This window comes from Halocalculus aciditolerans (genome assembly GCF_014647475.1).
GTDB classification, from domain to species: Archaea; Halobacteriota; Halobacteria; order Halobacteriales; family Halobacteriaceae; genus Halocalculus; species Halocalculus aciditolerans.
Genome location: NZ_BMPG01000002.1, coordinates 159,304 through 172,122, shown reverse-complemented (window position 1 = coordinate 172,122; position 12,819 = coordinate 159,304). Strand labels below are relative to the sequence as shown.

General features: G+C 54.5%; 15 protein-coding genes. 8 read left to right on the top strand and 7 right to left on the bottom strand.

The annotated features are described in order from the left end of the window. Nucleotides 1-142: 142 nt before the first annotated feature. The 3 genes from IEY26_RS07485 to IEY26_RS07475 are packed head-to-tail and all read left to right on the top strand — an operon-like array spanning nt 143 to nt 2,306. A complete protein-coding gene (locus IEY26_RS07485; protein WP_229773976.1) occupies nt 143-418 on the top strand; it encodes a helix-turn-helix domain-containing protein in 276 nt (91 codons plus the stop codon). Further along, a complete protein-coding gene (locus tag IEY26_RS07480) occupies nt 415-732 on the top strand; it encodes a hypothetical protein (RefSeq protein WP_188977501.1) in 318 nt (105 codons plus the stop codon). Before IEY26_RS07485 ends, IEY26_RS07480 begins: the two co-directional genes overlap by 4 nt. Nucleotides 733-752: 20 nt before the next feature. Beyond that, a complete protein-coding gene (locus IEY26_RS07475) occupies nt 753-2,306 on the top strand; it encodes a hypothetical protein (protein ID WP_188977499.1) in 1,554 nt (517 codons plus the stop codon). Here the strand turns inward: IEY26_RS07475 and IEY26_RS07470 are convergent. After that, on the bottom strand, nt 2,296-3,261 hold the full coding sequence (locus tag IEY26_RS07470; RefSeq protein WP_188977497.1) for a hypothetical protein: 966 nt from the start codon (nt 3,259-3,261) through the stop codon (nt 2,296-2,298). The genes IEY26_RS07475 and IEY26_RS07470 overlap by 11 nt on opposite strands. Nucleotides 3,262-3,263: 2 nt before the next feature. Then, complete coding sequence (locus IEY26_RS07465) at nt 3,264-3,875, bottom strand: hypothetical protein (protein ID WP_188977495.1); 612 nt, start codon at nt 3,873-3,875, stop codon at nt 3,264-3,266. A 280-nt stretch (nt 3,876-4,155) separates the two neighbouring features. Here IEY26_RS07465 and IEY26_RS07460 point away from each other — a divergent pair, with 280 nt between their 5' ends. Both IEY26_RS07460 and IEY26_RS07455 read left to right on the top strand, forming a co-directional pair. Next, a complete protein-coding gene (locus IEY26_RS07460) occupies nt 4,156-4,551 on the top strand; it encodes a hypothetical protein (protein ID WP_188977493.1) in 396 nt (131 codons plus the stop codon). Between the two features lie 213 nt (nt 4,552-4,764). Beyond that, a complete protein-coding gene (locus IEY26_RS07455; RefSeq protein ID WP_188977491.1) occupies nt 4,765-5,874 on the top strand; it encodes a restriction endonuclease, SacI family in 1,110 nt (369 codons plus the stop codon). Nucleotides 5,875-5,878: 4 nt separating this feature from the next. On the opposite strand, the gene dcm is transcribed toward IEY26_RS07455, so the two are convergent. Both dcm and IEY26_RS07445 read right to left on the bottom strand, forming a co-directional pair. Beyond that, nucleotides 5,879-7,327, bottom strand: coding sequence for a DNA (cytosine-5-)-methyltransferase (gene dcm / locus IEY26_RS07450; protein WP_188977489.1), 1,449 nt, complete (start codon nt 7,325-7,327; stop codon nt 5,879-5,881). 436 nt (nt 7,328-7,763) lie between these two features. Beyond that, on the bottom strand, nt 7,764-8,021 hold the full coding sequence (locus IEY26_RS07445; protein WP_188977487.1) for a hypothetical protein: 258 nt from the start codon (nt 8,019-8,021) through the stop codon (nt 7,764-7,766). A gap of 127 nt (nt 8,022-8,148) precedes the next feature. Here IEY26_RS07445 and IEY26_RS07440 point away from each other — a divergent pair, with 127 nt between their 5' ends. Beyond that, nucleotides 8,149-8,565: a GIY-YIG nuclease family protein gene (locus IEY26_RS07440; RefSeq protein WP_188977485.1), complete on the top strand. Its 417-nt coding sequence runs from the start codon at nt 8,149-8,151 to the stop codon at nt 8,563-8,565. A gap of 257 nt (nt 8,566-8,822) precedes the next feature. Here the strand turns inward: IEY26_RS07440 and IEY26_RS07435 are convergent, their stop codons facing one another. Genes IEY26_RS07435 through IEY26_RS07425 form a run of 3 tightly spaced genes read right to left on the bottom strand, consistent with a single transcriptional unit; the run spans nt 8,823 to nt 11,472 of the window. Next, nucleotides 8,823-9,026, bottom strand: coding sequence for a hypothetical protein (locus tag IEY26_RS07435; RefSeq protein ID WP_188977483.1), 204 nt, complete (start codon nt 9,024-9,026; stop codon nt 8,823-8,825). After that, complete coding sequence (locus IEY26_RS07430; RefSeq protein WP_188977481.1) at nt 9,026-9,304, bottom strand: hypothetical protein; 279 nt, start codon at nt 9,302-9,304, stop codon at nt 9,026-9,028. Before IEY26_RS07430 ends, IEY26_RS07435 begins: the two co-directional genes overlap by 1 nt. Then, nucleotides 9,304-11,472: a serine-rich family protein gene (locus IEY26_RS07425; RefSeq protein ID WP_188977478.1), complete on the bottom strand. Its 2,169-nt coding sequence runs from the start codon at nt 11,470-11,472 to the stop codon at nt 9,304-9,306. Before IEY26_RS07425 ends, IEY26_RS07430 begins: the two co-directional genes overlap by 1 nt. 553 nt (nt 11,473-12,025) lie before the next feature. On the opposite strand from IEY26_RS07425, the gene IEY26_RS07420 reads away from it, so the two are divergent. Together IEY26_RS07420 and IEY26_RS07415 are read left to right on the top strand one after the other, a co-directional pair. Beyond that, a complete protein-coding gene (locus tag IEY26_RS07420) occupies nt 12,026-12,457 on the top strand; it encodes a hypothetical protein (RefSeq protein WP_188977476.1) in 432 nt (143 codons plus the stop codon). 105 nt (nt 12,458-12,562) lie between these two features. Then, complete coding sequence (locus tag IEY26_RS07415; RefSeq protein WP_188977474.1) at nt 12,563-12,736, top strand: hypothetical protein; 174 nt, start codon at nt 12,563-12,565, stop codon at nt 12,734-12,736. The last annotated feature ends 83 nt before the right edge of the window (nt 12,737-12,819 follow it).

The window sequence follows — 12,819 nt, the reverse complement described above, 5'->3', positions numbered from 1 at the left end:
ATGTTCGCAACCGATTCACTAAGTTACTATTAGACGTGAACGTGGTGAATAGGCAGCTTGTATGTCGGGAACCGATAAATATGTTCTAATGAGACATCGGGCAGAGTGGCAGGTCCTACTTGACGACCGAATCCTGGAGATAATGTCTGACGAAGATAGGGCCCTCGACGCGGCGGATTTGGACGAGCGACTCAATGTAGATTATTCGACCGCGCATATACGACGTCGCTGCAACAAGCTCGCTGAGGAAGGCTTGCTGACTCGGGTACATCCAAAGAAGGCCGCATACGTAATCACTGACGAGGGCCGCGCCTACCTCAACGAAGAATACGACGTCGCGAACCACGTTTACCTCGACGAATCCTCCAAATCTCTCGGCGGCGTGCAAGAGGGTGCGAACGGAGAGCAGGGAATATGATGCGGAACAACGGCGACTGGATGCACGTCCGGGACGAAGTCCTCCTCGAGTTCCTTCGCGACGACGGCGGCGACGTGCGTCCCCACTGGCTCGCCCACCAGCTCTCTATCAAGCAAGCCCGACCCGTTCACTCCGGCCACATCCTCGACTCTCTCAAGTCTCTCGCGCAAGCCGGCTACGTCGAACCCGACCCCAACAACGATCTCACCTTCTCAATCACTCAGCAGGGACTTGGCTACCTCGACGGCCGCTTCCGCGCCGATCTGCTCGTTCCCGAACCGAATCCCGCGCGGCCAGGGTACGTATTGGGATGAACTTGGACAGAGATGAGATGATGTCCTTTGGAGACATCAAGTACGAGATCCTATCTGTTATCCTCTGTGGTGTTACAGCTGGAGTCATATTCTCGTATTTGGGGCGTGGTTACCAGGTTGAATCCACTATCCCAACGTCGCTTGCTACGGTCCAGGGATCGTTTTTAGCTATTGTAATATCTGTATATCTTCTGTCTTCGCAAGTCACTGCGGACGAATTTGGCCCATTCGTTCTAGAGGATTTGAATGACTCAGTTGGAGTGCAAATTCTCGCACCGATATTCACCGTGTCAATATTAACTGACCTTCTATACGTAGTCACAGCCAATGAACCGCTGATTATTCTCCCAGTAAATCTCAATCTATCTTTGGGTATACCGGTGTTATTAGCGACTATATGCCTTCTTTCCATCTTCCCAGTACGTCGAGTAATGAACCAGTCTGCGGATCCAGAATACATTCTATCCACGACTGCGGAAGAAGTGAGTTGGAACTCCGTAGAGCGACAGCGACTAGAGAACCTGCCAAATTTTTCTGACGAACCACAGAAACCAGAACGGAGCCCTCTCCTCATTATCGAACAGATTCTCTATGCGGCAAAAGATCGGGGAGACGAGATTACACTTCGCCAGTCAATATTCTATATGCAGAGTGCTGTGGTGAGCTTGATTGATCAATCTGGAGGTTCTATCGGAAGCACATCAACTATCTTCGGATATTGGAAAAGATGCGTTGAGGTCGGTCTACAAGGAGAGAAGGAACGGATCTCACTTACAGGGAAACTCCACGTCAGGCTTCTATCCGCCCTCATACTAGTCGACGAAGACGAATTAATTCGTGAACGGCTACGAGAACTTGAGGAGATTCAGCGAACAGCATTTGACACTGGGTACAACGAACCGCAACTCTTGGACGCCCACAACGATCTACTAAAGAAATCTCTTACTGAAGGTGAGGGGGATAAGGTTGAACTAATACTGTCTTCTCTTCTCTCTGTCGGGAGTTCTCTCATTACAGAAGATGGAGACAGAACTGACGGTAGCTCTATTTCAGGAGAGAGTCGAGACTTAATCGCTAGCTGCTTATCGAATTCGATAGCCGCTCTAGGTTTAATCGCGACTCACCGTGAATCCGACACGGCTTTGTTGAGAAGAACGACACAAAATAATGTTAAAGGAATACAGGGTGTACTTAAAAAATTAGAGGAGAAAATCGGGAACTCCAATTCTGAAGACGGGTCGGCTCAAGGGGTTAAGCGTAATATTCTTTCAGAAGTTCGAGAGTCTCTACTGAAATCAATCGAGACTATTTACCCTATTGATCAAACTGTGTGTCAAAAGCTGGTTGGTATTTCGATCGAGATTGCGATCTTCCAAAAGCATTCACATAATCAATTCCTCACCGAGCTACCCGATGATGTCGTAGATGACGATGGATTTCAGGACATGATTGATGCGATTGCAAATGATGCCCAAAGTGGGCACTATATTGTCACTCTTGACTCCTGCACCGACGTGACGGAGTTAGAGGTTTCAAAATTCGTCGTCAAGCTGAAAACTGCTACTAAGCCATAGCAAGCTGTGAGACATCGAAGAATGTGTCTTGGTCAGCATAGTATAGATCGTCATCTTCGTCGCTGGAAAGGATTTCTAGAGAAACTAGCTGGTCCATCTTGTCCTCCAGAACGAATTCGTGTTCGACTGCACTGTATCCGTAGAGTTCTTTCAAATTGTTTCGTATCGCGTGTAGATCCAGATGGAGGTCAGGATCGTTTCGCTCAACAGCATCAAAATAATAGCTGTTAGCAAATTTTGGAAGATGGCGGAGAATGTTTAGGCCTAGTTTTTCACTAAGCTCCTTGTAGCCCCTCTCAACAACTTCTCCAAGTATTTTCTCGTTAAACTCTTGTGTCGATATCTCTCCAAGATCGTACTTGTCCAAGGGCTCTGCAGAGTAAAGGTACTCACCATCAAAGCGTATGAAGCCTAAGTTCTGTAGAGTTTTGACGTATTTGTATGTCTTTCCGTCCTCTTTCGCTTGTGCCTTCTTGATCTCAGAGAATTTAACTGGGTGATACTTACGCGTCCATCGGAGAATCTGTTTTATTGGATTTAATTGATTCTCGACTGCAGGAGTTCTCGCGATCTTCTCGTAAGTCGCTTGTGCCATTGCCTGACTTAGGTTCTCCCGGAGTCGCTTCTTCTCAGTAGCAAGTCCTTGAGACACCTCATCGCGAGTTTTGAGCTTCATTTCATATCCGGAATCTACAGATTCTGCTTCCAACTCGGCGATATCATCTACTGCGATGAATTTGATTGTTTGCTCTTGGTTATCCCTACAATCGGTCACATCTTTGGGGAATGAATTTCCGATATTAACCGAGATCGATCCTTGACTAGATCGATAAAAGTCAGATATGTAGGTCCCAGTGCCGTATATCCGTTTTAACCTCTGTTCGATGTATTTCTCAAGATCTTCACTATCTGCCTCCGGAATTCGAATCGTCTCTGGGATTAATCGTTCTGCCATTGTCAGTACTGGGAAATCCTTTTTTGGTCTGTTGGTTCAATCCACAGAGAGCTTGTTACGTTTAACTCTCCCAGCCAAGCAGACATAAAATCATCTTGTGGGATCTCTGTTGCTTCCATTTTCTGACCGTTTGTGTTTCGGAACCTTCGCGGATCATATATGAGAACATAATTGTGGTTGACTTTCATGACTAGGGTGAAGTTATCTCGACCACCATCGTACTTGTCCGATTGAACGGTATACCCAACACAATCCTCATAGTAGGCCGGTGTGAGTTGCACGATTGGAAGAGAGACATTCTTGTTCTTGGTTATATCTCGCAGATCGTTAATACCGAGATTGTCCTCATACGTCGCTTTAAAGGGGTAATTACTAATCTCAGATGTGAGCCGGGAATCAATATCCAGGGTATAGCTACCGATGTCACGGCAGTCGCAAACTTTGCGCGCTCTCCGCTCACTTATTGTCAAATCTTCAGGGACATCTTTTCGTTCCGAGAATTCACGAAGCATATTTTGAACGACATTCGGGAGAACTGCTATGATATCGTCTTGTGCCCCGAATGGGTTCATCGTTGTTTCAGCAGCTTTGTGATCCTGCTGAGTAATCGTCATTGGATGTATGTTTCACACAGTGTTTATGAAGGTGTTGGGTCGTTATCTATTGAGCACGGTTGCAGGAGGTTATTCACTGAAACCCGTTTATGCAGGAAGGGGGAGTCTCCGAGTTTGGTTACTCTGCGGTTGACATCTCTCGAACCTTTTGACTGAACCTCTTACCTCGTAGTGCATGGCTGAATCCACCGTCGAGACGAGAAGAGCACGTCTTGGAGTGAGACGTATCGCGGCCCGATACTGACCTAGCCTTTTCACACAGAGTAAACCGACGTGGAGCATGGTTGCCCTCGACGATGACGTGCCGTTTCTCAGCGAGGAGGTACGACAAGACCTCGATTCACCAGTCATTTCCGCACTACTCGAAGAACCCAGAACACCGCAAGAACTCGGAGACATGGGGCTTTCGAGGCAAGTCGAGCCCCGGCATCGACCGTACGTCTCATTACTCAAAGTCACCGGGTCAAGTGGGCAATCACACATCGGAGGGAGGTTCACCTACGTCTACCACATGCACGGCGATCTCCGACGCGGCATCCGTCGCTTCATCGAGGAGAACGAAGTCGAACTTGCGAACACGCTCGACACTCGATACAACGTCGTCGGTGAGAGTTTCGACGAGTACGACTACCAGGTGCTGAAAGAGGAGTGGTACGCGCTTCGTTCGAAGTCCTAACTCGCTCGTTTGGGTTCACTGAATACTTCGGTAGTAGTAATGGTGAGAGGCGTATTGATCCGGCAAGCGTTTTGCTCGTCAAAATCCCGATTTCCATTTTACATAACTTGGCGACACTCCATCTGAGAGGATGAGGCAGACATATTCTATGTACATAGTGCGCACGAAATTACAGCTGTCACCGCCCCTCGATTATGACACAGAATCTACTAAATGTCGAAGGAGATCAACTACGACGACGCCGAGCAGTTACTCCGGGAGACCTGGCGTGAAGTAACCGACAGCGACGAATCCTCCTACGTAGATCAGTACGTCCTCAAGCAGGGTCTTCGGCAGGTCATCTCAGCGGACAAGTATGGCACAAGGACGTTCAAGTATATTCTCCTCACGAACGTCCTCGCAAAAGCAGTCAACCCCGAAGTCAACGCACTCGCTCTCAAGGATAGTAGCGAACTCAAGGGCTCATTCAACTCCGGCGGTCTAGCGACCGACGTCGTCACCGACTGGGAGAAGGACAATGGAGAGCGTCTCGGTGGGTCGAACGAGCCTCGAACGAACAGCGTCTACTATCGTCAGGCCGAACTCAATACGGACTACGAAGTCCGGAACGACGACCTCTACCAGACGATGATTCGAGTCCTCTCGGAGCTAGAAGAACAGACTGCATCCGGAGACCTAGATCCGATGGATATGCTCCGCCAAACGCTCTACGAGGTTTCTCGGCTGGAGCCGACGACAGTCAGCTATACGAATCCTCCCGATGTCTCCTACCTCGAATTGGAAGAAATCGTTCGAGAGTACCTGACAGAGTCAAGTACGGGCGAGCGGCTCGCAGCTGTGACTGCCGGCGTGCTCGACGCGCAGTACTTCTTCGCCGATCGTGACGAAGTCTACATCAAAGTCGAACATGTGAACGTCGCGGACGAAAACTCGAACGCTGCCGGGGACGTCGAGGTCTTCGAAACAGACGCAGAGGAGGATCACCTCTTGGCTGCAGAAGTAAAGGACAAGCCAGCGACGAAAACCGACATCCAGCACTCGATCGCAGCCGGCCGCGAGCACGAACTCGACGAGTATCTATTCATTGCTGGGCAAGGATTCCGGTCTGACGATGAATACGAGCGCGCACTCGACGCGATCGAAGACGCGGAAATTGAACTCGTACTCCTAACTCCAGAAGACCTCTACAGTAGTCTAAAGTTTCAGCGACGAGCCGGGCGTCGACGGTTCCGCGAATCCGTTGGAGAGTTTCTCAACGATATGCGAGCTCAAGAGGACAGCAAGAATAGCTGGAAAGAACTGATTGAGTCCCTGGACGGGTAGGGACCTACGGGCTGACTTCTGCGGTCAGAACTGACAGTCGGTCGCTTTTGCTTCCGTCCGGGTCCTCGTCGACGTCTTCAGTTAACGAGATCTGCAGCTCAGTGTCCAACTGTCGGCGAAGCAGTTCCAGCACGTCGATAGCCTGCGCGATTCGCTTCCCACGGCCGGTTACAGTCACAGATTCTCCCTCCTGAAGCTGCGGGAGAACAGCCTCAACGTAGCGCCACGGTGAGTGAGAACTCGAAACCGTAATCGAACTATCCTTGACGTCGACTACCCCGCCATCCGCACGAACGGCGCTTGTCGTGTCAGCCACGTCGTGTTCATCAGTCGCGATTCCAAGCTGCTCAACCATCGCACGAGCAACTGATTCTGCGAGTCCAGGCGGGACAGCATTCCCGATTTGGCGCTGAACCTCGCGCGGCGGACCACTAATCTCGTAAGTCGCGGGGATATCCATCAATCGCATCTCCTCTAGGAAGGAGTATCTCCGAGAACGCCAGTGGAACGGACCAACGTAGGTCCCGGGCGAAGCCTGCAGCGTCCACGTCGGCCGGTCCGGGTCCTGCTTCAGCAGGTAGTTGTAGTGGCGAGAGCGCCAGTCGAACACCTTCTCGTCGAGTTCATCCTCACTCCGCTCGACGTACTCCCCCTTCTCCGGATCGTACTTCCGTTCCGTGAAGTGCTGGTAATTTCCACCCGGCGGGATATCCTTTAGCAGATAGCCGTACTGCCCACCTACCGCATTCACGTAGCCTTCGTCAGCGGTAAGCTCCGAGTCGATGTCGAATTCTTCGAGGGCCTCCTCTGCAGTCACCCACGAGGGCTTACCCGTGATCGAATTCTTCGCTTCAACGTGGGTTGGATCGGGGAAATACGGCTTTTCGTCGCCACGGAATCCGATAACGAAGAGGCGTTCTCTAGTCTGAGGAACGCCGAAATCAGCTGCGTTGAGTGTCGAGTGGTTGAGGGTGTATCCTGCATCTGAGAACGCTTCTTTGATAATCTCGAAGTCCTCGCCATCATTCGCTGACGCTAACCCGCGGACGTTCTCGAAGATGAAGCCCTTCGGTTGAATCTCGGATAGAAGTCGGACGTATTCCTGAAACAGCATCCCGCGAGCTGCGTCCGTTCCCTCACGGTTTCCCTCATTCGATCGGGAGAATGTCTGGCAAGGCGGACCGCCAACCATTAGGTCGATATCTTCCGTTCCGGCAAGATCGAGGATTTCCTCTGCTTCGATGTCGTGTATGTCACCCTCGACAACCGACCAGTCATATGCGGCGTTCGTTCCCGAGATCCCGTCGTCGTACTGCGAACTATTTGCTCGCAGAGACTCTGCTGCCTCCTCGTTTGCATCAACCGTTATGAGGGTCTCGATTCCAGCCCGGTGGAGTCCAATATCGATTCCCCCTAGCCCGGAGAAGAGACTAATTGCAGTAGGCCGGCTCATCGTTGATACCGACAATTAGCCGAACAGCTACAAGAGTGTTCCTTCCCAGGAGAGCCTCACGTGAGCCAGTGTGAGGGATAGAATAGCTAACGCAGAATCCATGTACATAATGTACACTAACTGAATTATGTATCAACAAATGACTTCGCCTGTGCCCGCCCCACATAGCGTGAAGGCAAGGAGCCGACACGGAACCTCATCACTCGATTTGACCATACCCGCAGAGCTGAAGCGGGAACACGGAATCTCTGAAGGAGACGTATTCGTCGTCGAGATTGAGGAGACAGACGACGATCTCTCAATCCACTATAAGCGAGTTCATGAAGCAAATGGATAAACTATGAGCTGGCGTTGTGGAGAGTTACTTACTCAAACCATCGGCAGTCCCCACACGGTACTCATCAAGGGATCCGGACTCGAGATCTTCAATGAATTCTCACACACACCTTTTCACATCGTCAAAGTTTGAGGGCTCGAAGCTACGGCTATAGTCGTTCGAAATCAGATTCATGTGTTCGAGATCTCCATCGTAGACATACAGACCAACGGTCCATCGAGACTCACTTTTCTCAGCCTCAATTTGTGCGGGGAAATCCGGATTGCTGACGATACTATGTCCACTCGTATTTACCGAGATGACCCATGAATCAGGCAGGATGTCGGCTAGTTCCTCGTCGTTGAATGCCTCAACCATCACTCTATCTATCGTATCTCAGTTTCATACCTGTTTGGGCTCCCTGTCTGATGACTCACGAGTCAAGTTCATCTTATGTACATAGTGTACGCGGTTGAATAGGAGAGACTTCCAACACGAATTCATCGTGTCTCTCGACGATTTTCTCTCAGACGAAACAGCTGAAGAGTATGGTGATGACTTAAATGATGAAGACCTTCGCCTCATTCGAGAGTTTCGCTTGCAGGAAGGGGAGAAAGCGAATCTGCCGGTTGTCTACGGTCTATATGACCGGAAGACAGGAGAACTCCTCTACGTTGGCCAGACGAACAAATTAATTCGCCGAGTCAGTGATCACTTCCGTCGAACAGACGGAAGTCAACTTCTTGGACTCGTAGAACGCGACGATGAGATTAATATCTACCAAGGAACAGAAAAAGGTAGAGATGGGAATATTTGGGACCGTGTGAAGGTGAAATACATCGAGATACAGGATCGAAGCCGAAGGCGGAAAATCGAGAACGTACTGGAAGCAGAACTTGACCCTCGATATCCATCGAAGTAGCGCATCTGTTAGTTGAGTTGTTAGCCGCACACCGTTTAGAAGGCTAGCCGGATTGCCTCAGATTCTACTTCCCAAGAGCGAGAACGATAGTTCCATCCACAGCCAGATCACAACCGCTACGAGTACGAGCGCCGCGACCTTCACGCTAGTTCGAACCGACTTGATTCGGAGTACCCTGGCGAGCGTCATCCGCGCCTCGACTGATACCGCCGTACCGACAGCTGTCCTGAGGGCCGTCGCGCCGAACATTCACGCCTTCACGCCGACTCATCCCCAGCACCGCGAACCGCGAGCCAGAGGAAGATGCCCGCGGCACCAACGAGGACGAGCGGAATCGCGTCGAGCGCCGCACGCGACGCCATCCCTACCAGTGCGACCTTCACACCCGTCAGCACGCCGAACGCTGCCACGACGCCGCGCCAGCCCGCCACGTCCCGCGCACGACCGAAGACGCCGAACATTACGCCATCACCCTCGCCGACCGCAGGAGGCTCTCAGCGAGCGCCGTGAGCGGCGAGAAGTCCACCACCGGCAGCACCCCGAGATAGTGGAGCCCCCAGACGACGCCGACCGCCCCACCCAGGAAGAGGAGGTACGGCCGAAAGAGCACCGCGACAACGACCGCGAGTGTCTGAATCACGCCCGCGAACTTCGCGAGGAGCTTCAGCGGCACCCAGCGCCCCTTCAACGCGACGAGGAAGCCGCCCTTCGCGAGGAGCGAAACGATGCGCCGCAGCATCACTTCCCACCCCGAACGACGATTGGCCGCGGTCCGGAGCCCTTCACCCACTTCTGGTAGACGAAGTAGAGCCCGCCCGCGACGAGCGCGAGCGCGACAATCGGCGCGATCTTCCCGATGTTCTGCCCTATCGGCTGCAGGAGCGCGCCCGGCGCGACCATGATGGCGACGACCGCGACGTAGACGACCGCCGCGCCGCCCGTCCCTAGCCAGACCGTCCGACGCTTCGCGTGCGTCTGCCGCAGCGCCACGTATACCAGCGCGAGCGCGAGGAAGCCCACACCGATGACGAACACCGGACTCGACAGCGGCCCACCACCATCGGAGATCGGCCCTGTCACCCCGCTCCCCAGAGTCGACCCGCCGGTGCTCGACGGCCCCGACGAGTTCTCCGGAGCCGGCTTGATTTCGAGAAGGTCCGGCCCATTACTCGCGTGGAGCGCGACCGTCGACGCCGCCGTCGCCTGGTCGCGGATGAGCTGCTTCGCGCGACTGTAGAGCCAGTAGTCCGTCCCGGACTCCGCGTTCGTCAGCGTGTACGTCACCTTCCCCGGGCCACTCGGCCCCTGCGTCACGTTCAAGATCGGCGTCGAGCCGCCCTCGACAACCTGTACGTCGACCTCGCGCTCCGGGTCAACCATCACGTTCGTCGTCGAAACGTTCGCCGTCGCGCCCGCCGGCGCATTCGGCAGGTAGAGTTTCTGCGATGACCCCGCGCTCGCGAAGCGCGAGTACTCCGCCGGATTCTTCCACGACTCCGCCGAGAACTGATGGAGGTAGCCGCCGCGCGGCGTCCCCGACACGTCGATGTAGAACCCCGGCGAGCGCGACTCAACGCGGAACTCTGTGTGTAACTGCTGGCCGACCGGCGACGGATGAAGCACCTGGATGCTCCCGTTGTTCACGCGCACCTTCGAGCCGTTCGCGACGACGTTCACCGTCTCGTTCTCCTGCACGTCGCCGAGATCCACCTGCAGCGTCGTGTTGTGCAGCTCGTAACTCGACGACGACGACATCGACGAGTAGGAGTTCCCGTCAGAGCGCGATTGGAGCCGCCGCATGCCTACAACGTCGCCGGCGAACGGAATCGTGAGGTTCGCGCTCTGCTGCGCCGTCCCGAACGTCTTCGTCACGTTGTACGACTCTGACCACTGCTGGCCCGTGTACTGCACCACTTGGTCGTCAATAGCCGAATGCGAGTAGTCGAAGCCAACTGCCGGACTCGGCGCATCCGCCGACAGCGTACTCGTGTCGAGCGAGACGTTCACTCGGTTCGTCCCCGTCGACAGCCACGCCGGGTCAACCGATAGCGACTGCGTCTGCCCATCCGATAGAGTCGTGAACGACGCATTATGGCCGTTCACCTCGACCGTCCCACTCGGCGTGTCAGTCACCTCCGTGTAGGAGACGTTGAGCGCGACCGTCGAGCCCGACGACGCCGACACGTCCGCGGTCGTCGAGGAGCGAGACAGCTCGGGGACCGACTTAGTGATGGTCTCACCGTCCGACAGCGTGCCGGAGTAGGAGACGTCGCCGACACCGTCACCGTCGACGTCGACCGATGGGGAGTCTGTCACCGTGTGCTCCGTCCACGATGCTACGTAATCGACGCCACCGCTCGCCGAGGTCGAGACCGAGTGCGACCCCGTCGAGAGGCCGGAGAATGACCGCGTCACGTTCTCGCCGGGGGCGAGGATACCGTTGTAGCTGGCAACCGTCGTGCCGTCCACTGACAGTGACGGGTTCTCAGTCTGCGTGATCTCCGTCGCCGATACGTCTGCGTCGTACGGCGCGCCACTTCCGAGCCCCCAGTCAAGTGTGTTGCTCCCCGCCGAGAGCCCGGAAAGCGTTCGCGTCGCCGTTTCTCCCGGTCCCAGCACACCCGAGTAGCTGGCGGTCGACCCACCAACCGTCACGCTCGGGTTGTGCGTGTGAAGGGTCTCGTCGTAGTCGATGGTCCAACTCGGCTTCGGTCCGGTCGACGACGACGTCGTCACGGAGTGCGAGCCCTCAGAGAGCGAGGAGAGTGACCGCGTCGTCGACGAGGAGAGCTGTCCCGACTGCGACACCGTCTCCCCGTCCACTGAGAGGGACGCGCCCTCCGTCTGTGTCCGCGGCGACCATCGCATCTCGTAGGCAAGCTCGCCACGATTCCACGAGAAACTCACATCCTGTTGTCCATCTACGAGGTCGAGCGACTGCGTCTGTGCTTCTCCGTCGGATAGAGAACTAAACGAGAGAGTTTGACCGCCCGACGAGACACTCACATCTGTAGGAGACATAGAGTATTGCGTCATCCCATCAGCGTAGATGTATGAACCCGGAGTGCGCACAGTGAGGTTGCTAACTCCTGTTGTGTCGTCAGTGTCTATGATTTTACATTCAGTCTCTCCGCTCCCCGACATAGAGGTCGACGAGTTCGCAATCTCCACACCGTCTGCATAGACTTCAATATTATTTGTTTGGTAGTTGTAATTATTGTGCCAACACGCCTCAACTTTACTCACTGTGGATAATGGATTCGTGTCTGTCGCTCTTTGATCAGTAGATGAACCGAAGTAGTTTGTGGCAAGCTGTCCTGTAACCTCGACTGTGGGGTTATTGGACCCGTCCGGACCAACCGGAGCAAGGTTACCCTCAACTGACACTGCAAATGATGTGTCAGAGTTAAGGGTTCCACTCCTCGAATCGGTCGCTCCGACTGCGGTCCGTGGAGCGAGTGTGACGCTCGACGAGGCAGTCTCCGCGTCGCCTTGGATGGTCACGCTCCCATCGCCGGTTCCGCTCGTCGACCGTGACGCGCCCGTGGTTGACGAACCTGTGAACCTCACTTCTCCGTTCTCAGGTTGCTGGTTGCCGCCGAGCGTCCAGGACGTTGAGCCCGTTGAGACAACCGAAGCCGACTTCGACGCCGACGACGTCGACCGCTGGCCCGTCCACGTCACGGATTCGTCTGTCGCGTTGGCGTTGCCGCCGACCGTCTTCGTCGTCGACGCACTCGGGGATGCCGTCCCACTCCACGACCCGCTCGACGTTGTCTCGACACCCGTCAGCGCCACCTGCGGAGTCTGTATCGGCGCGTTCCCCGACACCGAGAGCGGCATCGAGTCGTCGTTGCCGAGCATCGCCGTCTCGTGGTCGCGTTGTGTCTGACGGTTCCCGGTTACGTTCACGTGGAAGTCCGAGACGTTATCCGCCGACCGCAGTGAGTACGTGTACTGCGTGCCGTCACTCGCTGGCGAGCCCTGGAGATGGACCGTGCCGTTCCACGACACCGTATTCGTCGGCGAACTTGACGCCATCGCGGGCGTCCCGATCGCGCTCATCGCGACGAGCGCGAGCACGAACAACACCCGTGCGCGCGACTTCATTCAGACACCCCCCGGGGGGTCGTCCCAGTCGATTCTATATCGCGCGTGCGTGGAGCCGTGAAGATCGGCGAGCGCGACCGCCGCCGCTGCCGCCGCAAGTAGAAAACGGTGAATTCGTACACCTCGACGCGTCTTCTTTTCTTT

Coding starts and splice junctions, on each gene's coding strand:
- IEY26_RS07480 (WP_188977501.1), top strand. CDS start 415: ATGATGCGGAACAACGGCGACTGGATGCACGTCCGGGACGAAGTCCTC.
- IEY26_RS07460 (WP_188977493.1), top strand. CDS start 4,156: ATGGTTGCCCTCGACGATGACGTGCCGTTTCTCAGCGAGGAGGTACGA.
- IEY26_RS07465 (WP_188977495.1), bottom strand. CDS start 3,875: ATGACGATTACTCAGCAGGATCACAAAGCTGCTGAAACAACGATGAAC.
- dcm (WP_188977489.1), bottom strand. CDS start 7,327: ATGAGCCGGCCTACTGCAATTAGTCTCTTCTCCGGGCTAGGGGGAATC.
- IEY26_RS07430 (WP_188977481.1), bottom strand. CDS start 9,304: ATGCTGCGGCGCATCGTTTCGCTCCTCGCGAAGGGCGGCTTCCTCGTC.
- IEY26_RS07470 (WP_188977497.1), bottom strand. CDS start 3,261: ATGGCAGAACGATTAATCCCAGAGACGATTCGAATTCCGGAGGCAGAT.
- IEY26_RS07485 (WP_229773976.1), top strand. CDS start 143: ATGTCTGACGAAGATAGGGCCCTCGACGCGGCGGATTTGGACGAGCGA.
- IEY26_RS07435 (WP_188977483.1), bottom strand. CDS start 9,026: ATGTTCGGCGTCTTCGGTCGTGCGCGGGACGTGGCGGGCTGGCGCGGC.
- IEY26_RS07475 (WP_188977499.1), top strand. CDS start 753: ATGTCCTTTGGAGACATCAAGTACGAGATCCTATCTGTTATCCTCTGT.
- IEY26_RS07455 (WP_188977491.1), top strand. CDS start 4,765: ATGTCGAAGGAGATCAACTACGACGACGCCGAGCAGTTACTCCGGGAG.
- IEY26_RS07445 (WP_188977487.1), bottom strand. CDS start 8,021: ATGGTTGAGGCATTCAACGACGAGGAACTAGCCGACATCCTGCCTGAT.